Raw genomic sequence first — 22,310 nt, forward strand, 5'->3', positions numbered from 1 at the left:
TGGCAATGGTAGTGTAATAGAAGAGACTTATATATTAAAAAACTTTACTCTCAGCTCTGCGGCCTCTGTGTCTTTTCTTTGTGCCCTCTGTGGTTAAAAATATGGAAAATGATGATGGATGGAATTTTTAGGCCGAAATCTGAAGCCAAATGACCCAATGACTGAGGAACAACTGGACTACATCCCCTCCTTCAAACTATATACTTTTCCTTCATAAACTCCATTCAACAACTGCACTGCCATTTTGCTTCTTTGCCCGGTTTGGCAATAACACACCACTTTTTTGTTTTTTGGGATAACTGCAAGCGACTCCCTGAGTTCGTACAGTGGAAGGTTGATGCCTCCAATATTGCCGTCTTCGTGTTCGTAGCTTTCGCGTACATCAATTAAAAAAACTTCATCAGCATTGGTTTCCAGCCAGCGATCTAATGTTGTGCTATCGATTTCTGATATGGCTTTATCGGTTTTGGCAGGTGCTGGTTTTGGGGTATCGGTTGGTTTTTTTGAGGCAATTTTAAATACCAATACGGCATTGTTCAATGCATTAACGGTCATCAGTTTGCCCGAAAGTGTTTCGCCAATGCCGCAGATTAATTTTAGGGCTTCATTGGCCATGTACAAGCCTATTAGGCCAGGTAAAATGCCAATTACCCCTCCTTCTACACAGTTATTATTTTCAGTTGGTGGTGCTGGATAGAGGTCTCTATAGTTTGCGCTACCCTGGTGGCTAAATACCGCAACCTGACCTTCGAACTGTAAAATAGAACCGAAAATAAGTGTTTTGCCTAAAGCCACACAGGTATCGTTCACCAGGTAGCGGGTGGTAAAATTATCCGAGCAATCGACTACCAGATCATAATCCTTGCAAATATTCACCGCATTATTAGCCCTAAAACGTTCGTGATAGGTACTGAAGCCCACATGCGGATTAAGCAATTGGAGTTTTGCAGCGGCAATTTTTGCTTTAGGTTGCCCAATATCGGTATGGTTATACAAAATTTGCCGGTGCAGGTTGCTCAATTCTACCACATCATCATCTACAATGCCGATTGTTCCTATACCAGCTGCGGCCAAATACTGCAATACCGGGCAACCCAAACCACCTGCGCCGATAACCAATACTTTGGCGGCTTTTAGCTTTTCCTGTCCGGCGGGGCCCAGTTCGGGCACGATCATCTGCCGGTTGTAGCGGTTTAGTTCTTCTTTTACTAACATGATTTTTGGATCAAACTCATATCCCAATCTTTCCAAATGGGCTCATAGCCCTGTTTTCTGATCATGGCCGCAATTTCCTGTGCCGAACGTTCATCAGATATTTCGAACTGTTCAAGCGATTGAGGTTCCACTTCGTAACCACCGGGATTGGTTTTAGAGCCCGCACTAATGGCGGTAATACCCAACTTAATTACCTGGTTTCTGAAAGCTACCGTTTCACGGGTAGAAATAGACAGCTCTACTTCACTGTTGAATAAGCGGTAAGCACAGATCAGTTGCACCAATTCTTTATCGTTCATCACTACTTTGGGTTCTAGACCGCCGCTAAAGGGGCGTAACCTGGGGAAAGAAATGCTGAATTTACTTTGCCAATATTGTTTTTCGAGGTAAGAGAGGTGCAGGGCCGTAAAAAATGAATCTGTACGCCAGTCTTCCAAGCCGATTAATACGCCAAGTCCCATTTTATGGATCCCGGCCTGCCCCAAACGGTCAGGCGTTTCTAAGCGGTAAAGAAAGTTCGATTTTTTGCCTTTTGGATGGTGCTTTCGGTAGTCATCCTGATGGTAGGTTTCCTGATAAACCAATACCGTATTTAGCCCGTGCGGAATAAGGGTTTCGTAGTCGGCTACATCCAAAGGCTGCACCTCCATGGATATATGGGCAAAATGTGGACTGATGAGGTCTAACACTTTTTTAAAGTAATCCGTGTGCACACTTTGGTTGGCTTCGCCGGTAACGAGTAAAACATGGTCGTAACCCATTCCTTTAATTACCGCAACTTCTTGCATAATTTCCATTGGGTTGAGCGTTCTCCGTCTTACTTTATTGTCATAACTGAAACCACAATAGGTACAGATATTATTGCATTCGTTGGAGAGGTAAAGCGGGATGTACATCTGGATTACCCGACCGAAACGGTCTAAAGTTAATCGCTGGCTAATCTGCGCCATGTCTTCGAGATAAGGCAGCGCTGCGGGAGAAATAAGCGCTTTAAAATCTTCCAGATCGCGCTGTGTATTGCGCAATGCCCGTTCTACATCTGCAGCTGTTTTATCGTAAATACTGGCCTTGGTATCGTCCCAATTGTGGGATTCGAATACCTCGTTAAAACTCTTCATCTAAAAATGCGGTTAGTGGACTGCTTGCTGCAGCATAGTGTGTTTGGGCACCTAGTTTAGACTCGAAAGCCATTCGGCCGGCTTCTACAGCCATTTTAAAGGCAATAGCCATATTAGTTGGATCTTTGGCTATGGCAATGGCTGTGTTTACCAGAACGGCATCGGCACCAATTTCCATGGCTTTGGCTGCATCAGATGGTGCACCTATGCCGGCATCAATAATTACGGGAACCCTGCTCTGGCTGATGATAATCTCTAAAAAATCGATCGTTCTTAATCCCTTGTTACTGCCAATTGGAGCACCTAGCGGCATTACTGCTGCCGTGCCCACATCTTCCAAACGTTTACATAAAACCGGGTCGGCATGGATATATGGCAAAACCACAAAACCGAGTTTAACCAGTTCTTCAGTGGCTTTTAAGGTTTCGATCGGATCGGGCATGAGGTATTTCGGATCTGGGTGGATTTCCAGTTTGATCCAGTTGGTTTCCAAGGCTTCGCGTGCCAGCTGAGCGGCAAAAACAGCTTCTTTTGCATTGCGCACACCAGAAGTATTGGGCAATAAATTGATGTGCGGATATTTAAGGTGATGAAGGATATCGTCGTCCTTACCTTTTAAATCTACACGTTTGAGTGCTACGGTAACCAGTTCGGAGGCCGAGGCAATTAAGGCACTTTCCATCTCTTTGGCAGAGCTGAATTTTCCGGTGCCGGTAAAGAGGCGAGAGCTAAAGGTTTGATCTGCTATGGTTAACATATCTGTAATTTTTAAATCGAATGAATACTGAACTTGCTGTTGATTTCTTCAATAACTGCAGCCGTTTGTGTTTGGTTGGTGAGCGCTGCCGAGATGGCAATTCCGTAAATTCCGGTTTCGAGGATAGCTGGAATATCAGCTGCTTCAATGCCACCTATGGCGATAATGGGGGTATTAATGCCAGCTTTTCGCACTTTTTCCATTAGTTTGTGGTAGCCCGCTAAGCCCACAATCGGGCTCAGGTTTTCTTTGGTCTGGGTAAACCTAAAGGGGCCAAGGCCAATGTAATCGGCACCCTCTGCCACCCTTTGCAAAATGTGTTCGAAGGTATTTGCTGTGCCTCCGGCGATCTGGTGTTTGCCGATAATTTTCCTGGCTTCGGAAATGGGCATATCCTGCAGGCCCAAGTGTACGCCATAACTATTTACGGCTTTTGCCAGGTGCGGAAAATCGTTTACGATAAGCCTGGCGCCATACTTTTCGCATAAAGCCTGTGCAGCTTTTGCAAAAGGCAGGATTTCGGCTTCGGCCTGGTTTTTAATGCGCAGCTGGATCCATTTTCCGCCAGCCTGGAGCACCTGCTCAATGGCATCGATATGGGTGCCTGTTCGGGGTGCTTGCGAAATATATTGTAATGGGTGAATCATATTGATGTTTTTAAAACGGTTGATGGTAAGCAAGGCAATGTTGCTGTGCTTTTTTAAAATTGATTAAAGCTTGAGCGGGATCGTTCCAGATACAGCCCAACAGTGCAATACCATCGAAATTCATTTGTTTTACCTGATCGATCTGGTTGAGGCCAATGCCACCCAAAGCGATTAATTTTGTATTGCTGTTAGGTTTGTTTAAATGAAAACCAGCAGGAATAATCCCCATGTAACCTGGTTTGGAAAGGCTGTTGAATACCGGGCCATAAAAACTGTAATGGTATGGCCTAATGCGATCTATATCTGATAACTGATGAATAGATGTGCTCCATATATGCTTTTGCGGTGGCAGGGTATTGGGCGTAATACTTTTTCTAAAGCTTTCAGTATGGTGGATTCTATGAATGTTATAATCGTTGGCCAATGTATGGAAATGGTGTAAAGCAATGCGGGGATGGTATTCCGGTAAAATCCCTTCAACAATTTTACGGTAACCGGCCTCATCGGCATTTTCCTTGCGCAAATGAAATACCTGTAAACCGGCTTCGAAAAGCTGATTTACAAGATGGCATTCTTCCTTAAAACAGGTTGGCTTGGCAATTACAATCAGTTCCATAGCGGTTTAAGAATAAATTTCGCTTCCTTTTTGGGTAAACTCTTTCGATTTTTCCAGCATGCCCTGTGCTAAAGCTGCCTCTGCTTCCACACCTTGTTTTGCGGCATATTCCCTCACATCCTGCGTAATTTTCATCGAGCAGAAATTCGGGCCGCACATGGAACAGAAATGTGCAATTTTGGCGCCCTCTGCAGGTAGGGTTTCATCATGAAATTCTTTTGCGGTATCTGGATCGAGTGAGAGGTTAAACTGATCTTCCCATCTAAATTCGAACCTGGCCTTGCTTAAAGCATTGTCACGGTATTGCGCACCTGGATGGCCTTTGGCCAAATCGGCGGCATGGGCGGCAATTTTATAGGTAATTACACCGTCTTTAACATCTTTTTTGTTTGGCAGGCCCAGGTGTTCTTTCGGGGTTACATAACAGAGCATCGCTGTGCCAAACCAGCCGATCATGGCAGCGCCAATGGCTGAGGTAATGTGGTCGTAACCTGGCGCAATATCGATCGTTAACGGGCCTAAAGTGTAAAATGGCGCTTCACCGCAATGGTCGAGCTGTTTTTCCATATTGGCTTTAATCAGGTGCATGGGTACATGCCCAGGACCTTCTATAATCGTTTGTATATCATGTTTCCAGGCTATTTTAGTGAGTTCGCCAAGCGTTTCGAGCTCCGAAAACTGTGCGGCATCATTTGCATCAGCAATACAGCCAGGCCTCAAACCATCGCCTAACGAAAAGGCCACATCATATGCTTTCATAATTTCGCAGATCTCCTCAAAATGGGTGTACAGAAAGTTTTCTTTGTGATGGGCCAGGCACCATTTGGCCATAATGGATCCGCCACGCGAAACTATGCCTGTAATCCTTTTAGCGGTTAAAGGCACGTAACGGAGCAGTACACCGGCATGGATGGTAAAATAATCTACGCCCTGTTCGGCCTGCTCAATTAAAGTATCGCGGAAAATTTCCCAGGTGAGGTCTTCGGCTTTTCCGTTTACTTTTTCTAAAGCCTGATAAATAGGAACGGTACCAATGGGCACAGGTGAATTGCGGATAATCCATTCGCGGGTTTCGTGGATATTTTTCCCTGTTGATAAATCCATAATGGTATCGGCTCCCCAACGGCAGGCCCAAACGGCTTTTTCTACTTCCTCTTCGATGGTAGAGGTTACGGCCGAGTTACCGATATTGGCGTTAATTTTTACCAGAAAGTTTCGGCCAATAATCATGGGCTCGAGTTCGGGGTGATTGATATTGCAGGGAATTACCGCCCTGCCAGCTGCCACCTCTGCCCTTACAAATTCGGGTGTGATGTAGCCTTTTGGTGTATTTGCGCCAAAGCTATTGCCCTGGTGCTGGTGGTTCATTACATCGTGCTGATCGCCCAATTGCGCATTTAACAGCTCGATCTGTTGGTTTTCCCTAATGGCAATATATTCCATCTCGGCCGTAATGATGCCTTTTTTTGCATAATGCATTTGAGATACATTGGCACCGGCCTGTGCTTTATAAGGTTTGTTGGTGAAGTTAAAGCGTAGGGCATCAAGCTTCTCATCGGCCAGGCGCTGTTGTCCGTAAGCAGAAGATGGTTCAGGAAGCTCTACCACATCAAGCCTGTCTTTAATCCATTGTTCCCTTAGGCGTGGCAAGCCTTTTTTTACATCAATAACAGCGTTAGGATCGGTATAGGGTCCGCTGGTATCGTAAACCGTAACAGGCGGATTAGGCTCGGTTAAGCCAAATCCGTTATGGATTTTGGTTTCCGATAAACTGATTTCGCGCATGGCCACCTGGATATTGTGGATTTTTCCAGGTACAAAGATTTTGCGTGAGGCCGGAAAAGGACTGCGGCTGATGACCTCTTGGTTCGGTGTTTTTTCTTGTTTCATATGAGTAGAATCAATTATTGAGTGATTGATGAGAGGGGGATTGAGTTATTGAATGACATAATGAGAGAATGACTGAATGGCAGCAGGAGTGAATGGGCTATACTTTACATTCAATCATTCAAAATTCATTCATTTTTACCCTCCCTGCGTGGCTTTTATGAGTATAACCTGATCGGCCGGATTTAATACATGGGTTGCCCAGTCTGCTTTGGGAATAATAGTTTGGTTTACGGCAATGGCAAGGCCGTTTGTTTCGGTTGAAATGACAACAGCAAGCATCTGTTCGATGGAACAGGCTTCGTTGAGCAGATAGTTTTGATTGTTTATAGTTACTTCCATATTTTAAAAAATTGGAAAAACTATAGAGATTGCCCCAAAATGGAGATCGAAAAGACAGCAATGTAAGATTGCTTTCACTTTTCCCTTCGGCAGTACTAACTGCATCAGGTTCAAAGGGTATTTCTCAGCACGTAGGCACCCCTAAAGTTTTTTGTAAATATATGTGATTAAATTTCTAATGCAAATAGAAAATGATATAGATAAAATCTATACTTTATCGCTAGTGGTATTGATGTCATTCTGAACGCAGTGAAGAACCTTTAACCGATGCAACACAGAACCAAAATCTGTTCAATAAAGATCCTTCCTTACACCCAGGATGACAGATTAAGAGAAGTGAATGCCTAACTTTTGCTCACCAAGACTCAGACTTCGGACTAAAGACTAATGAACTAATTAACCAATCCACGCCAACCGCCTTTCGCAAAACGCAAAAATTCCTTACCTTTGCAGCATTACCAAATCACCCCATACATGTAAGATTCATTTCTTTTCAGAAAATAGATAACCAGCAGAGCGGTTCCGTTCCTGCAATTATTTACCATAAAAAAAGAAATTTATGCTTATTCTACAAGGGGCTAACTATATCCATCCCAATGGAGATTTACTGTTTTCAGATTTAAATCTTACCATCAACAAATACGAAAAAATTGCACTCATTGGCCATAATGGGGCAGGGAAATCGACACTTTTAAAAATTTTGTCGGGTAAACTCAGGCCAACTGCCGGATATGTTAAAACGGAATCGGTGCCTTATTATGTGCCACAGCTTTTCGGTCAATTTAATGATTTTACCGTTGCGCAGGCCCTCGGGATTGAAGATAAACTAAAAGCGCTGAACGAAATCCTCAACGGAGAAGTAACAGACGAAAATTTGACTATACTCAACGATGACTGGACCATTGAGGAACGTTGCGTGGAAGCTTTGAGTTATTGGCGATTGGAGGGTTTAGACTTGAACCAAAAAATGGAAAGTTTAAGCGGGGGACAAAAAACCAGCGTATTTTTGGCTGGCATCACGATACACCATCCGGATATTGTTTTGATGGATGAACCGACCAATCATTTAGATCTCGAAGGCAGAAACAGGTTGTACGATTATATCCGATTGACCAGGAATACTTTGGTGGTGGTGAGTCACGACCGTACTTTATTGAACCAGATTGAGAAAGTTTGCGAGCTAAGTAAGCGGGGAATAACCATTTATGGCGGAAACTACGATTTCTATGCTGCGCAAAAGAAAATTGAAAATACTGCTTTGAACAATGATTTAAAAGCAAAGGAAAAAGCACTGCGCAAGGCTAAAGAAGTGGAGCGGGAATCGATAGAGCGGCAGCAGAAGCTTGATGCCAAAGGGAAGAAAAAACAGGAAAAAGCCGGATTGCCGACCATTTCGATGAATACGTTAAAAAATAATGCGGAAAAAAGTACGGCAAAATTAAAGGCTGTTCATACCGAAAAGCTCGATCATATTTCTGCTGAATTAAGCCAGCTCCGTTCTGCGCTGCCTGATGCAGACAAAATGAAGATCGGTTTTAACCAAGCCAGGCTGCACAAAGGGAAAAGTATTGTTGAAGCTAAGGAGGTCAATTTTGCTTTTCACGATCAGCTACTTTGGAAGGAGCCGCTTAGTTTTCAGATTTTTAGTGCTGAGCGTTACGTGATAAAGGGCAGGAACGGATCGGGCAAAACCACCTTGATCAAGCTTATTTTGGGGCAGTTCCAGCCCTCGACAGGAAGTTTAAACCAAGCAGACATTAGCTCCATGTATATTGATCAGGATTATTCGTTGATCGATAATCAACTTACAGTTTACGAACAGGCCCAGCAATACAACTCGGGTGCATTGCAGGAGCATGAAATAAAAATCCGTTTAAACCGGTTTTTGTTTGGTAAAGCCGATTGGGACAAACCTTGTTCGGCCTTAAGTGGCGGAGAGAAAATGCGGTTGATCCTTTGTTCGTTAACCATCAGCAACCAATCGCCCGACCTGATGATATTGGATGAACCTACCAATAACCTCGATATTCAGAATGTAGAAATTTTAACTGCAGCCATTAACGAATACCAGGGAACGCTTCTGGTCATATCGCACGATGAATATTTTCTTGACCAAATCTATGTGGAACACAGCATTGATCTTTAAAATAAATATATAGCCTTATCTTCGTTTTAAATTATTAAAGCCAGTATCCCTATGCAAAACCTGTTAGCATTACAAAGCGGCGAACTTAAAGGAGCAGTATCGTTAAAACTTTCTGAAAACCTAACCGAGTTTCCAAACGAAATATTCGAGTTGGCCGATACTTTGGAGGTGCTGGATTTATCTTTTAATAAATTAAGTGCATTACCGGCAGATTTTGGCCGTTTAAAGAAATTGAAGATTTTCTTCTGTTCAGAAAACCTTTTCACGGTGATGCCTGAGCAATTGGCCGACTGCCCTTCGCTGGATATTGTTGGTTTTAAATCTAACCAGATTACAACGGTGCCTGCGAAATCGCTGAATCCTAATCTTCGCTGGCTGATTTTAACAAACAACAACATTGCCGAATTACCAAAAGAGATTGGGCAGTGTACGCGGATGCAAAAGCTGATGTTATCGGGTAACCGTTTGGTGCAATTACCCGATGAATTAAGTAATTGCCAGAATTTATCGTTACTGCGGATTGCTGCTAATAAACTGCATGAGCTGCCACATTGGATTGCCATGATGCCTAAACTTTCGTGGATCGCATTTTCGGGGAATAACTTTAGTAAAACACCGGCTGTAGAAACACTTTCGTTAATTAACTGGCACGATTTGGAGATTAACCATTTATTGGGTGAAGGCGCTTCGGGCATTATCTCAAAAGCAAACCGGACTATTGGCGATGAAACCCAGGAGGTAGCCGTTAAAATATTTAAGGGCAATGTAACCAGCGATGGCTTGCCGGAAGATGAAATGACGGCCTACATTGCTGCGGGTTACCACCCTGGTTTGGTTAATTTAATCGGACAGATTGCCCTGCATCCGGAAGATAAAAAAGGACTGGTGATGGACCTCATTCCTCATCATTTTTATAACTTGGGTAATCCGCCAAGTTTAGAAAGCTGCACCAGGGATGTTTTCCCTGAAGGGATGCATCTGTCGGAAAAACAGTTGCTGAGTATTGCCAAAACCATTGCCTCCTTAGCCGCGCAATTGCACGAGGCCGGGATTATGCATGGCGATTTATATGCACACAATATCCTAATTGATGATGAGGGCAGTACTTTGTTCGGCGATTTTGGTGCCGCAAGTTTTTATGATCAGGCTGATGCTCCGCTCGCCTTTGCGCTAGAGCGGATAGAAGTTAGTGCTTATGGTTACCTGCTCGATGATTTACTTTCTTTAAAAAATGAAACGGTAAGCAGCGCATGTATGAATACATTGACTGCCCTAAGAAATGCCTGTTTAGTTGCATCGCCATTAAACAGGCCTGGTTTTCAGGATTTAGTTGAAGCTTTAGCGAAGATTTCATTATAACAAGTTGTTAATCTGAGTCCCTGGAAAAATCGTCATCTCGATCCTAAAGCTATCGGATGGAGCAAAGCGAAATGTTCCAAAGGAACTCCTTCGGAGGAGAGAGCTGTGCGCTACACTTAATCATAGATTTCTCCGCTACGGTCGAAGTGACGACCACTTTATAAAAAAATATTAATTCTGCTGTTTTTTTGCCCAATCCAACCTGCGCTGATCTGGCGTTGGTGTAACCTTGAAATTTTCAAATGTGGCGTTAAAACCCTTGCCATCAGGACAGGCAGCCACAAGTCCCACCATTACAGGCGCATTATCCTTAAAATAACACGTACGGATCATGGTATATTTTTTATCATCCAATGAGTAAAAAATCTCTACCGCATCAAGTTTTCTAACGGCTTTCATCCAGATAGATGCTGGTGCCTGTGCTAATTCAACTACGCTCCAGTCACTTGTTTTATGCGTAACCACCGCACTTACATTTTGTTTGCCATTTACAAATTCTACTCCTGCCTTAATCCATTCGTCTTCATTAATTCGGAGCATAATACCCATCTGATCGAAGGTGGTTACATAGTTGCCGGTAATTTTTACTTTTACCTCAAATTCACCACCATAGGTGGCATAATAAAAAGGGGCATCATCCACGGTAAAGCCATAATGTGAAATCCGCCAGTAATCTGTTTTGGCAGGAACAAAGAGGCTAAATGTATTTTTATCTTTGATTTCCCACTTTTCAGGTTCGTTAAACCAGTTCATTTTGGCAAGGCTCTGGGCAGCTGATTTTTGTGTGTTTAATATCGCCAGTAAGGCGATGACGGTTAATAATTTAAGTTTCATTTGTGTGTTTGTGTATTGCAAACTTAAAGCAAGCATCAACTTTTGGAAAGGACATAGATCACTATTTTAATGTGATTATTGTCACGTTTACCGGATAAGGGCAATTGCCTCAGGTATATAAATCTTCAATAAAGAGTACATTTGTACTGTTGTATCAGAAACATGGAAACAAATTTTTTAAGGGCGCATATTGATCAGATTGTTTGTTTAACAGATGAAGAATTTCAATATGCCGAATCTTTTTTTACCAAGCGGAAATATAAAAAACATCAATATATTATTCAGGCCGGTGATGCAGCCAGTTGCGAACATTTTGTACTAAAAGGAATTGTGAAGTCTTCTTATACCGACCATGAAGGCAAAGAATACATTTTACAGCTTGCCATGGAAGAATGGTGGTTCTCAGACCCGAACGCTTTTAACACCGGAATGCCGGCAACCTTAAATGTAGATTGTATTGAAGATACCGAAACCCTTTCTATCTCTTTTGAGAACAAGGAAAAACTTTGTGCCTCTTCCCGGAAAATGGAATACTTTTTTAGGAAAAAATACACCACAGGCAACATGGCTTTGCAAAAACGGGTATTGGCGCTATTGAGTAATAATGCGGGCGAGCGTTACAAACAATGGCGCAATCAATACCCATCTTTACAAAAGAGGATTTCGAAAACCCTTATTGCGTCCTATTTGGGTGTTACCAGGGAAACTTTAAGCCGTTTATCGCTCTAGTTATGGTAATGTGAAAACAATAAGGGCTTTGTTTTATTTGTGGCTGCTAAAATTAACCATCCATTGGATACCGAACCTGTCTTTAAAGCTACCGAAGTAATCGCCCCAGAACATATCATCCATTGGCATTTCGATATTACCGCCTGCTGAAAGGCCGTTAAATAGGCGATCGGCATCTTCGCGGCTTTCGGCATTGAGGTTAATGTACATGTTGTTGCCTTCTTTAAGTGCGTGCCCTGCCGAAGGTACACAGTCAGACGCCATTAAAACCGTGTGCTCATTAATGGGTAGGGCTACGTGCATTACACGGTTTTTTTCCTCGTCGGTTAATTTATCACATTCGGGTGCATCGCCCATTTTTGCAAAGAAGGTAAATTCTCCGCCAAAAACTGATTTATAAAAATTAAAAGCTTCTTCGGCCTTGCCGTCGAAGTTTAAGTAAGGGTGCATGGTTGCCATAATCTTATTTATTTTGTTTACAACTAAGTTACTGCACCTTTTAATGATAAAATGGGTGTACTTGAGACAAATGTAAGGGCGTTTTTGACATCGTCAAATTAATAACTTGTGCGGTTCCACCTTGTTGCGATGACCTTAACTCGGGTGCCAAGCTTGATAAAAAATTGTTTTTACATCGACTAAAATGTTTTATTCATTTTACAATAACTTCTGGATAAGTTATTCTTTAACAGATGAATAAAACTGAACGGAAATAAATCCTTTATCTTTTTCATATTTGTATCAGGGTATTAAACATTTAATGAAATAATTCTCGATCGTCCCAAAATAATTTTAGATTTGAGTAAACACGTCCTCTTTTTGAGGGTGTGTTTTTTTTTGCAAAAAAAAACCTTTCATTGCTGAAAGGTTTCGCGTTTTAATCTAAATCGTCCCGTTGATTTAATTTTAACATTATAAATATAGTTATCAACATGTTAACATCAAATTAAAAGGTAAAAATACCCCTTTCTGGGTAGTGGTTTTCACTACACCACAATAACAGGGATTTAATGTGGAAAATTATTGCCTGCTTCTATACTCTATTTATATGAGGTAACGTTGCCAACAACAAGCTGGAGGCAATACCACGAAAACAGAATAATTAAAGGCCCTGTAATTTGCAAAGACGAACATAAAGAGGCCAAAGGCAAATGTTAGCAAAAAACTGCCGGTAGCCAACTTAATTATGCATCCAGCAATAAGCAATAACCCATCTAGAAACACTCTACTTCCCAAAACCGCGACCAGTTTTCGCCTACACTAAGTTTTACTATACCCTCTTTGCGTGTTAATTCCTGATCGTGGTTAACGCCATCGGCCACTCCGCACCATGGCTCTAAACAAATAAAAGGGGCATCCGTAGCAGCCCAAATGCCAAAGAAAGGGAAATCATCGAAATGGAAATGTAATCCATAATCGTTTTTGTTGTTGAGCAAGCTGATGCAGTTGCTTTGAAGGGTTTTAAAAACCAGCGCATCGTTATAAAACAAATCATGTTTAAGGTTTAACCTGTGGCCACCCAGTTCAATGAGCTCCGTTTCGTCGGCTACTAAGCCATCTTCCAGTTTCCAGAAAGTTAATTTCTCATCGCTATTAAAAGCAAGATAATAATCTTCGTAAACGGTATTGGGGGTATTGGGTACCGCAAATGCCGGGTGCGCACCAATTGAAAATAAAAGCTCGGCAGTACCGGTGTTCTCTACCTCGTAAGTTAAGCTCAGCTTTCTATCTATTAATTGATACCTCAGTTTCAGTTCGAAATAAAAAGGATATACTTTTAAGGTATATTCATTTTGGGTTAAAGTAAAAACAGCTTCAGTTTCACTTATTTTTTCGAAATTAAAAACATGATCACGGGCGAAACCATGGCGTGGTAGCTCATAGCTTTTACCTTGGTAAGTAAAACGGTTGTTTTTTAATGAGCCAACAATAGGAAATAAAACAGGACTGTGTTTTGCCCAATATTTAGGATTGGCATTCCATAAATATTCCAACTTGGTTTCTTTACTAAATAAGCCTTGAAGTTCTGCGCCTTTAGCCGCCAGGCTAACTTTTATATAGTCGTTCTCGAGAGTTATCATTTGCAATCTAAATTAACAAAAAGATGTACTTTAAAAATATCTTTTTTATTAATTTTGATTACTACTTAAAGCTTAAGCAAATGAAAAGCTAAAAGCACTGTTTATTTTATTACCCGCGCATTTACTTTCGCTTAAAATAAAATCAGAAACCCATGGCGATAGATTTAACAAAATTATCAAATGCAAAAGTGAAGGCCGCTATTACCGCATTGCAAAAAGGCGATGAAAAAACGTGGTTTCCTTTATTTGCTATCGATGTTGCCTTTTACGACGACGGAAACCAGATGAAATTTAATAACTTCTTTAAGAAAGCGCTGGGACATGAGCGTTTTACCAGTATAGATAAAGTTGAAAACAACGGATTGGAGGTGTATGGCCATTTCCACTCCGACCAATGGGGTGATTTTAAAACCTGCTTTAAATTTAAGGTAAACAAAGAGGGGAAAATAGCAAGATTGGATATTGGGCAAGCCTCCTATTGAGTTTGGGGGCTGGAGTTGGGCGTTTGGAGTTGGATACGGCTCCGAACTCAAAACTGCCAACTCCGAACTGTTTCAACTACCCACGCTCTTCCCAAATACAGGCAATGTTAATAATGGTTTGTACCGCTTTTTCCATGTCCTGCACACTTACCCATTCTTGTTTGCTATGAAAAGCGTGTTCTCCGGCAAAAATATTGGGGCAAGGTAAGCCCATGTAAGAAAGTCGTGAGCCATCGGTTCCACCACGGATACTTTGTTGTTTTGCCACCACACCTGCCCGTTCAATGGCTTCAATTCCGTATTGTACAATTTTAGGATGCTGATCCAACACCTGTTTCATGTTGCGGTACTGTGCTTTAATATTAATTTTATAGGTAGACTTTGGGTATTTAGCCATCACATTTTTTACGGTTTCTTCTAAAAACTGCCCATGTGCGGCTAGTTTTTCATCGGTAAAATCTCTGATGATAAACTGTGCTTCTGCTTCTTCTACCTGTCCGTTCATACTCACCGGGTGGATAAATCCTTCTTTTTGATGTGTAGCTTCTGGTGTGAGTGTATCTTTTGGCAGCGAATCTAAAATTTCAGCAAGGATCTTAATGGCGCTTTCCATTTTTCCTTTGGCAAAGCCCGGATGAGTGCTTACGCCATAAATTTTAAGGGTGGCGCCATCGGCAGAAAAAGTTTCATCTTCGATTGAACCCAACGTTTCCCCATCTATGGTATAGCCAAAATCGGCACCCAGTTTCTTTAAATCGGCTTTATCTACGCCACGGCCTATTTCTTCATCAGGGGTGAAAAGTAGCTTTATGGTTCCGTGTTTTACATCAGGATTGCGCATTAAAAAGGCAGCCGCTTCCATAATTTCTGCTAACCCTGCTTTATTATCGGCACCTAATAAAGTTGTTCCGCTTGCGGTGATAATAATGTTGCCAATCTGGTGCTTTAAGTCTTTGTGCTCAGACAATTTTATGATAATATTGTTGTCATCTGGCAGAATTAAGTCTTGTCCTTGATAATTGTCATGAATAATCGGTTTAACATTTTCACCGCTACAATCGGGCGAGGTATCCATGTGCGAACAGAAGAAAATTACGGGCAACTGCTTGTTTGTAGTGGATGGGATTGTGCCATACACATAGCCATTATCATCCATTTCGGCATCAATAACGCCAATTTCTAACAGTTCCTGAACCAATTCTTTACCTAAGTTTTTTTGTTTTAAGGTTGATGGGCAAGTTGGAGAATTTGGATCAGATTGGGTATCAATCTTCGCATATTTTATAAACCGCTGCTCCAGAGATTTGTTAAAGTTGGTGTATGTGCTCATAATTCAAAGGTAAAAGTTATAGATATTCGATAAACATATTATTTTTGTAAAAAAACGATATGATTTTTAATTTGCTGAAAGCTACTTACATAACCCTTCTGCTTGTTTTTATAGGAAGTTTTTCTTTTGCCCAATCTAATTACTTTAAGATGTCGTATGGTTTTGGTGGAGGAATAAACAAATCTTATACCGATGTATACAAAGGAAGTTTTGGTTACACGGCCTATGGCGTAATCGATTATCATATCACGCCGTTTGTAACCCTGGGTTTAGAAGGGCAGTATGGTAGGATTCAAGGTGGAGACATTGAAACCGATCCGCACAACCGTCAGTTTATAAATCAATATACCGCCATTACAGCCAATGTAAAGTTAATGCTTGGTGAGGTGGCGAACTACGATAAAAGCGAGTTTTTATACAATTTGAGGGGTTTGTATGTGGGTTTGGGTATTGGGGTAATTAACAACAAGATTACCGATATTGTGCGGTATAAACCAAGTTGGGCTGCATACGATCCTGGCTATGGCCCTTTCCCTGGAAAAGATAAAAGCCTTAATATGGCGGTACCTTTAAACTTCGGTTTTAACTATTACATTAACGATGGTTATGGCTACATGAGGTATGTTATCAATATTAATGCACAATCGAACTATACTTTTGGTGAAGGTTTGGATGGTTATAACGATTCGAGCGCCAAGTTTGAGAACTATTCGCCGGATGTTTACAACGTTTACACCATAGGTTTTAGATATATGTTTGGAACGATTAAATCTTATCGTAAAACCCTTTAATAACATCATTTCATTTCTTAGATTTAAGGCATGAAAAAATTCTTTGTGTTTTGTTTGCTTTCGATGAGATTAAAAGCTGCGGCACAAAAAACACCTTTCGAGCTGAGCGGAAAAATTGAAACCTCAACTTACAATGCTGCTATAACCTATTACGAAAACCTAACTAAGACCTATCCACAGGCCAAATTGTTCACCTATGGACGTACAGATTTTGGTAAGCCTTTACATGTATTGGTTTTGTCGCGCGATCGGGTTTTTGATCCTTCTGAGATTAGAAAACAGAATAAAAGGATTTTGTTGATCAACAACGGCATTCATCCGGGCGAACCAGAGGGGGTGGATGCATCGATGATGCTTGCCCGCGATCTGCTTAAGGCAGGTAAACTGCCAAAAGATGTGGTGATCTGCATTATTCCCCTGTACAATATAGATGGCAGTTTTAACCGTAGCGGAACATCAAGGGCCAACCAGAACGGACCGGTTGCTTATGGTTTTAGGGGCAATAGCAAGAACCTCGATCTGAACCGTGATTTCATTAAAACCGATTCGAAAAATTCAGCAGCGTTTCAACTCATTTTTAATACCTGGCAGCCCGAAATATTTGTAGATACGCACACCAGCAATGGTGCCGATTATCAATATGTAATAACGCTTATCCCTACACAAAAAGATAAGCTGAACCCGATTCTTTCGGGTTATTTAACTAAAACATTGGTACCTGATCTATATAAGGGAATGGAGAAGATGGGTTACCCGATGATTCCCTATGTAAATTCGATAGGCGAAACGCCTGAAAGCGGAATAACCGGATTTATAGATCCCCCACGTTATTCTACCGGATATACCACGCTGCACAACACCATCGGTTTTATGCCCGAAACGCATATGCTAAAGGCATACGATTTGCGTGTGGATGCTACTTACAAGCTTTTGCAAACCTATATTCAGCTTGTAGAACGCGATGCCAAGGTTATTGGAGGGAATAAGCGGAGGGCCGATGAACTTGTTGCTGCACAACAGGAATTTCCTTTAGAATGGAAACTGAACAAAACCGAGGTAAACGATCTGACCTTTAAAGGCTTTGAGGCTGGCCAAAAACCCAGTATGGTAAGCGGTGCCGATCGTTTATATTACGACCGCAGTAAACCTTACACCAAAACCATTAAAGAATGGAATAAGTTCGAACCCGCGGTGTCTATTCAAAAACCGGTTGCCTACATTATTCCGAAAGCCTGGGACCGCGTAATTGCCCTGCTTAAACTGAATAATGTTAAAATCAGGGAGCTAAAAAACGATCAGAAAATTGAAGTAGAAAGTTATTATATCGGCGATTTTAAAACCGGAACAAGGCCCTATGAAGGGCACTATCTGCACTCAGCCGTAAAATTGAATACGATAAAACAGAACCTCCAGTATTATGCAGGCGATTTTGTGGTTTATGTTAACCAGCCTGTTAACCGGTATATTGTAGAAACACTGGAGCCACAGGCTACTGATTCTTATTTCAACTGGAACTTTTTCGATTCAATTCTGGATATGAAAGAACATTATTCTGCATATGTTTTTGAAGATACCGCAACAGCATTGCTAAAAAATAATCCAGAACTACAGCATAAACTGGAGGCGAAAAAAGCTTCAGATGCCGAATTTGCGAAGAATGCGGCCGCACAACTTGATTTTGTATATAAAAATTCTGATTATTACGAAAAAACACACAATCGATATCCGGTAGCCCGTTTGGTTACAGACGTAAAACTTGATTTAAAACAACCCCCATGGAATACTTCAATATTGCACCAGTTGCCTCCGTAATTTTCGTTTTTACCATTATTACCAGCTTATATGCTTTTTACGATCACTCCATTTACGGAAAGTTTATGCTGCATCCGTATAGTGTTTCGAAAGGACAGAATGTATATACTTTGATTACCAGCGGGCTTGTACATGCAGATTGGATGCACCTGTTTTTTAATATGTTTACCTTTTATGCTTTTGCCTTTACGCTGGAAAGATTAATGGGGAGCTGGCAGTTTGGATTACTTTATTTTTTAGGACTGGTGCTGAGTGATCTACCCACCGTTATTAAACATAAAGACCATTTTAACTACAATAGCCTTGGTGCATCCGGAGCGATTAGTGCAGTGCTTTTTAGCTATATTTTATTCAATCCAATGTCTAAAATTTACATCATGTTTATCCCGATTGGAATTCCTGCTGTAGTTTTTGGGATTTTGTATTTAATTTATTGTGCTTATGCTTCCCGCAATTCGAGAGACCACATCAATCATGACGCTCACTTTTTTGGTGCCTTAACCGGATTGATTTTTACGATCATTTTTGTTCCTGGCATTTTGCAGAACTTTATTACCATGTTAACAGGTGGGAGATAGTATCCTTTGGGAAGAATCGTCTTTCCCGTGAAAACGGGAATCCTAATGCAAGAAGTTATATGTTTTTTGGCTTTAAGATACCCAGTCAAGCGGGGTATGACGAAACACCAAAAACTACCCCGCCGTTGGCAAATAGGGTTTCTCGAAGAAACTCATCGGTTCATCAGGGTTTTTAATAATCTCGAATACCACATAACCCCAGGGTTTCCAGAAGTTTTCCAATACCTGGGCATATACTTTATTTTGCCAAACATCAAAAAGCGGTTTGGTCATGTTGCCGCGTAAAGGCATGGCTTCGATATAGGTGGTGCCTTCTACTGGCATAAAAGTATATTCTGGCAAGCGGTTAAACAGATAGGCAGAATAATAAAAACGCGCACTTAGCTCTTCAAACTGTTCGGCTGTTAGTGCTTTTCCTTTTATTTCATTAATGATATCCTGATGATAGCGTTTATTGGTACCATTATCCTGTAAACAGGCGATAATCCCAAAATCTTTCATTTTTAACGAGAAGGTTAAAGTGTTTATCTCATCACGGAAACTGAACGGGGTTTCTCCGTTTTCTAATTTCACTACTGTGATAGACCATGGTGAAAAATCTTCAAACTCCAGGCTGGTATACAGGTTCTGCATCATGAAATTCAGATTGGCAAATTTCATCATTAACGATTGCGACATATTTAAGCCATCTGCAGTCATTTCCTTGCGTAAAGCCGAATGCATTTCGATGTATACAAAGCCATATAAAAACTTGCCGATCCAGTTAAAAAGATCCAGTTCGGGCAATGCGGAAATGGCATCGTACCCTGTTGCAAATGCTGCTTCGATTTTGTGTTCAAGCGGGCTTAAAAACTGCTCGTTTACCTCACTGTTCACCGGGATAACCAAGGTGTTGTAGGAACGGATACTCTCATCCAAAAACTGGATCTGCTCTTCGCCACTTAAACCAGCCTGTGCTAATAACCATTTGGGGATTAACGGCACCTGAACAACAGGCGAATTAAAAGTTTTGCCACTTAGGAAGCAGATTTTGTATAAAAAATCGAAGTTTTGGAAAGGATTGTATAAGCCGGTATTCATCACTGCAATATTAGCCATTATATTTTTAGGGCTTTGCAACGATATTTTATTTTAACGCAGGGATTACAACCACCTCACCATGTTAGCAGTGGTAGTATAGCAATGTCCATCGTTTCCCTCTCCTGCAGGAGAGGGATGCACAGGTAGTGCGTAAAGCAGTTCCTCAAATAGGGTGAGGTTTAGTAATTATTATAATAATAACTGATATCATCAACCAGTTGGCTGTAAATGGGTTTGGTAAATTCTAAAAACAAAGCACTTGGTGGTGGAGGCAGTTGCTCCCTCCTTCTGGTAATGGCCAATTGCTGTTTACTCAGCGCCCTATCATCGCCTTTATAGGCTGCCCAATTATCTCTCCATACATAAGTTCCAGGAAATTTCTGCTGGCGTACCAGTTTTTTTGTACTCCAATCGGTAATGCTCATATCCAATAATCCCGATGAAGAGATGTTCTTTTCGAAAATACTTAAGGTGGCTTTTACTGTACCGTAAATTGGTTTTTTCTCACGGGTTTCGCCAATTACCACACTGTCGCGTTTCAACTTTTCTACCCTTTCTTTTACATAGGTCTGGCCTACCACGAAATCGTCAAAGTTTAAACTCAATACCTGATCCGGAACAATTTTTTGATCTGTTGCCTGTGTTTCGCCATAAAAAATCACAAACTTATTTCTCGAGTAATTTCCAATAAACTGATCGATCTGCTGCTGAAAATAATCAGCGCTTAATTTGTACATGCCGCTGTTAACAATAATCGGCTGAACAACAACCCTGGTTACCGCTGCCCAATAAGCATCCTCCATTTTGGCTTTGGCATCTTTATAATTTGGCTGAAGATTCTGTGTTTTCTCAAATTCGTAATATGCCTTTTTAGCCGATTGGCGGTTGTTTTCTCTCAAATAGCCTAAGCCTGAGTTATACCTTGCGGCAGCTGCATTGTATTTACTATCAGCAAGTTCATTGATGTATTTTTTCGGACCTGGAACAATGGTTAAGCAAGCTGGGCAACTGTTAATATCATCGGCCAATTGATTGATTTTTTGATAATCGTACATCACCGATTCCCACCTGAATAAATCGTTAGACATTTTAGCTTCTTCAATTTTTCGCAGATGGTCCTGCAGCGCTAAATCGTATGCTGTTTTTAGCACTTCCATAGCCTCACTATTTTTTGGCGAGTTTTGCAGCCTGCTTACTGCTTTGGCAACCGAAGCATCGTAATCACCTTTTTGTAAGGCTTTTTTTCCTGTGGTACATCCCCCAATAATTATTAAGGATAAATAAATAAAATACCGTAATCTTGAAATGTTTTTCATGGCAGTGGTAGTTGCGTTAATAAAAACAAAGATAATTTGCAAATCGATAATTACCTTATTTATTTAGAAGACGATTGATAATGAAGATTAGTTGCAGACAATTTGAATTAGAATTAAAACATCCTTTTTCGATCTCGAAATTTACCCGTACCAGCACCCCCTTAATGCTGTTAAAGATCGAACATGAAGGTGTTACAGGTTATGGTGAGGCTTCTATGGTACCTTATATGGGCGAGAGCTACGAAAGCGCAGCGGCTTTTCTTAGCCTTGTAGATTGGGATAAAATCCAGTATCCATTCGATTTCAAAGAAATGATTAGCTATCTGGATAGCCTTGCTCCAGGCCAGCCAGCCATTAAAGCAGCTATTGATATTGCCCTTAACGATATTAATGGAAAGCTGTTAAATAAACCCTGTTATGAAATTTACGGCGCAGATCCTGCTAATATGCCGGTAACTTCTTATACCATTGGGATTGATACACCTGAAGTAATCCGCGAAAAACTGAAAGATGCTGAAGCTTTTAAAGTGATCAAAGTTAAACTGGGGAGGGATAACGATCAGGAAATTATCGAAACGATCAGGAGCATGACCAATGTACCCTTATATGTGGATGCGAACCAGGGCTGGGCAGATAAAATTAAAGCAATTGATTTAATTTATTGGCTGCATAACCAGGGCGTGGTGTTAATCGAACAGCCTATGGATAAAAATAACCTCGATGGGAATGCCTGGCTAACCGAGCGCAGTCCAATTCCTTTGTTGGCTGATGAAGCCGTACAGCGTTTAGCCGACATGGACGACCTGAAAGGCGCTTACCATGGCATTAACGTAAAACTGATGAAAAGCTGTGGCATGTACGAAGGGCATCAGATGATTTTGAAAGCCCGTTCTTTTGGAATGAAAGTGCTGATTGGCTGTATGAGCGAAACCAGTTGTGCCACTTTGGCTGCAGCTGCTTTGGCTCCTCTATGTAACTGGGCCGATTTGGATGGGCCATGGCTCACCAAGAATAACCCCTTTACTGATCCAGCTTTCGAAAATGGTAAGTATATTTTAAAAGATCTGCCTGGTTTAGGCTTAACAGGCATTACTTCTGATCTTTTTCTTTAAAGTAGAGTAGGAATGATTTGAAGAGTCTGAGCGAGGCAATGATAGTAGCATTTTGAATAAGCGTTATATCATCATATT

At 41.3% G+C, this 22,310-nt stretch carries 21 protein-coding genes and 1 riboswitch; of the genes, 8 read left to right on the forward strand and 13 right to left on the reverse strand.

Annotated elements, in window-relative coordinates; genetic code table 11:
* Window positions 1-177: 177 nt before the first annotated feature.
* The 7 genes from moeB to thiS form a co-directional block, all read right to left on the reverse strand.
* Window positions 178-1,215 (reverse strand): HesA/MoeB/ThiF family protein, encoded by a 1,038-nt coding sequence (gene moeB, locus LQ201_RS13820; RefSeq protein WP_230143168.1) that lies wholly within the window; start codon window positions 1,213-1,215, stop codon window positions 178-180.
* A complete protein-coding gene (gene thiH / locus LQ201_RS13825) occupies window positions 1,209-2,333 on the reverse strand; it encodes a 2-iminoacetate synthase ThiH (RefSeq protein ID WP_230143170.1) in 1,125 nt (374 codons plus the stop codon). Before thiH ends, moeB begins: the two co-directional genes overlap by 7 nt.
* Complete coding sequence (locus LQ201_RS13830) at window positions 2,320-3,090, reverse strand: thiazole synthase (RefSeq protein WP_230143172.1); 771 nt, start codon at window positions 3,088-3,090, stop codon at window positions 2,320-2,322. The genes thiH and LQ201_RS13830 overlap by 14 nt, the downstream gene beginning before the upstream one ends.
* 11 nt (window positions 3,091-3,101) lie before the next feature.
* Window positions 3,102-3,737, reverse strand: a complete 636-nt coding sequence (locus LQ201_RS13835) for a thiamine phosphate synthase (RefSeq protein WP_230143174.1) — start codon at window positions 3,735-3,737, stop codon at window positions 3,102-3,104.
* A gap of 10 nt (window positions 3,738-3,747) precedes the next feature.
* Window positions 3,748-4,353 carry a thiamine phosphate synthase gene (locus tag LQ201_RS13840; protein WP_230143176.1) on the reverse strand — a complete coding sequence of 202 codons (606 nt, stop codon included), beginning with the start codon at window positions 4,351-4,353 and terminating at the stop codon, window positions 3,748-3,750.
* A gap of 6 nt (window positions 4,354-4,359) precedes the next feature.
* Window positions 4,360-6,243: a phosphomethylpyrimidine synthase ThiC gene (thiC, locus tag LQ201_RS13845; protein WP_230143178.1), complete on the reverse strand. Its 1,884-nt coding sequence runs from the start codon at window positions 6,241-6,243 to the stop codon at window positions 4,360-4,362.
* A 135-nt stretch (window positions 6,244-6,378) separates the two neighbouring features.
* Window positions 6,379-6,582: a sulfur carrier protein ThiS gene (thiS, locus tag LQ201_RS13850; RefSeq protein WP_230143180.1), complete on the reverse strand. Its 204-nt coding sequence runs from the start codon at window positions 6,580-6,582 to the stop codon at window positions 6,379-6,381.
* Between the two features lie 64 nt (window positions 6,583-6,646).
* A riboswitch (TPP riboswitch) is annotated at window positions 6,647-6,735 on the reverse strand.
* A gap of 406 nt (window positions 6,736-7,141) precedes the next feature.
* Here thiS and abc-f point away from each other — a divergent pair.
* On the forward strand, window positions 7,142-8,728 hold the full coding sequence (gene abc-f / locus LQ201_RS13855; protein ID WP_230143182.1) for a ribosomal protection-like ABC-F family protein: 1,587 nt from the start codon (window positions 7,142-7,144) through the stop codon (window positions 8,726-8,728).
* 51 nt (window positions 8,729-8,779) lie between these two features.
* Window positions 8,780-10,087 carry a leucine-rich repeat-containing protein kinase family protein gene (locus LQ201_RS13860; protein ID WP_230143184.1) on the forward strand — a complete coding sequence of 436 codons (1,308 nt, stop codon included), beginning with the start codon at window positions 8,780-8,782 and terminating at the stop codon, window positions 10,085-10,087.
* Window positions 10,088-10,258: 171 nt separating this feature from the next.
* On the opposite strand, the gene LQ201_RS13865 is transcribed toward LQ201_RS13860, so the two are convergent.
* Window positions 10,259-10,921, reverse strand: coding sequence for a DUF1349 domain-containing protein (locus LQ201_RS13865; protein ID WP_230143186.1), 663 nt, complete (start codon window positions 10,919-10,921; stop codon window positions 10,259-10,261).
* 162 nt (window positions 10,922-11,083) lie between these two features.
* Between LQ201_RS13865 and LQ201_RS13870 the strand changes: the two genes are divergently transcribed.
* Entirely contained in the window at window positions 11,084-11,650 is a 567-nt protein-coding gene (locus LQ201_RS13870; RefSeq protein WP_057934914.1) for a Crp/Fnr family transcriptional regulator, read from the forward strand.
* 33 nt (window positions 11,651-11,683) lie between these two features.
* Here the strand turns inward: LQ201_RS13870 and LQ201_RS13875 are convergent, their stop codons facing one another.
* Window positions 11,684-12,109 carry a VOC family protein gene (locus LQ201_RS13875; RefSeq protein ID WP_230143189.1) on the reverse strand — a complete coding sequence of 142 codons (426 nt, stop codon included), beginning with the start codon at window positions 12,107-12,109 and terminating at the stop codon, window positions 11,684-11,686.
* Between the two features lie 755 nt (window positions 12,110-12,864).
* Window positions 12,865-13,731, reverse strand: coding sequence for an aldose 1-epimerase family protein (locus LQ201_RS13880; protein ID WP_230143191.1), 867 nt, complete (start codon window positions 13,729-13,731; stop codon window positions 12,865-12,867).
* A 152-nt stretch (window positions 13,732-13,883) separates the two neighbouring features.
* Here LQ201_RS13880 and LQ201_RS13885 point away from each other — a divergent pair, with 152 nt between their 5' ends.
* Window positions 13,884-14,213: a hypothetical protein gene (locus tag LQ201_RS13885; RefSeq protein WP_029277971.1), complete on the forward strand. Its 330-nt coding sequence runs from the start codon at window positions 13,884-13,886 to the stop codon at window positions 14,211-14,213.
* A 76-nt stretch (window positions 14,214-14,289) separates the two neighbouring features.
* Here the strand turns inward: LQ201_RS13885 and pepT are convergent, their stop codons facing one another.
* Entirely contained in the window at window positions 14,290-15,543 is a 1,254-nt protein-coding gene (gene pepT / locus LQ201_RS13890) for a peptidase T (RefSeq protein ID WP_230143193.1), read from the reverse strand.
* Window positions 15,544-15,602: 59 nt separating this feature from the next.
* On the opposite strand from pepT, the gene LQ201_RS13895 reads away from it, so the two are divergent.
* Genes LQ201_RS13895 through LQ201_RS13905 form a run of 3 tightly spaced genes read left to right on the forward strand, consistent with a single transcriptional unit; the run spans window position 15,603 to window position 18,724 of the window.
* Entirely contained in the window at window positions 15,603-16,334 is a 732-nt protein-coding gene (locus tag LQ201_RS13895) for a hypothetical protein (RefSeq protein ID WP_230143195.1), read from the forward strand.
* A 30-nt stretch (window positions 16,335-16,364) separates the two neighbouring features.
* A complete protein-coding gene (locus LQ201_RS13900; protein ID WP_230143197.1) occupies window positions 16,365-18,146 on the forward strand; it encodes a M14 family zinc carboxypeptidase in 1,782 nt (593 codons plus the stop codon).
* Window positions 18,110-18,724, forward strand: a complete 615-nt coding sequence (locus tag LQ201_RS13905; RefSeq protein ID WP_230143199.1) for a rhomboid family intramembrane serine protease — start codon at window positions 18,110-18,112, stop codon at window positions 18,722-18,724. The genes LQ201_RS13900 and LQ201_RS13905 overlap by 37 nt, the downstream gene beginning before the upstream one ends.
* 114 nt (window positions 18,725-18,838) lie before the next feature.
* Here LQ201_RS13905 and LQ201_RS13910 read toward each other — a convergent pair whose 3' ends face one another.
* Window positions 18,839-19,822, reverse strand: a complete 984-nt coding sequence (locus LQ201_RS13910; protein WP_230143201.1) for a hypothetical protein — start codon at window positions 19,820-19,822, stop codon at window positions 18,839-18,841.
* 161 nt (window positions 19,823-19,983) lie between these two features.
* A complete protein-coding gene (locus tag LQ201_RS13915) occupies window positions 19,984-21,120 on the reverse strand; it encodes a hypothetical protein (RefSeq protein WP_230143203.1) in 1,137 nt (378 codons plus the stop codon).
* 80 nt (window positions 21,121-21,200) lie between these two features.
* Here LQ201_RS13915 and LQ201_RS13920 point away from each other — a divergent pair, with 80 nt between their 5' ends.
* Window positions 21,201-22,232, forward strand: coding sequence for a dipeptide epimerase (locus LQ201_RS13920; protein ID WP_230143205.1), 1,032 nt, complete (start codon window positions 21,201-21,203; stop codon window positions 22,230-22,232).
* Window positions 22,233-22,310: the final 78 nt, after the last annotated feature.

Source organism: Pedobacter sp. Bi126 (assembly GCF_918698245.1).
Classification (GTDB): Bacteria; Bacteroidota; Bacteroidia; order Sphingobacteriales; family Sphingobacteriaceae; genus Pedobacter.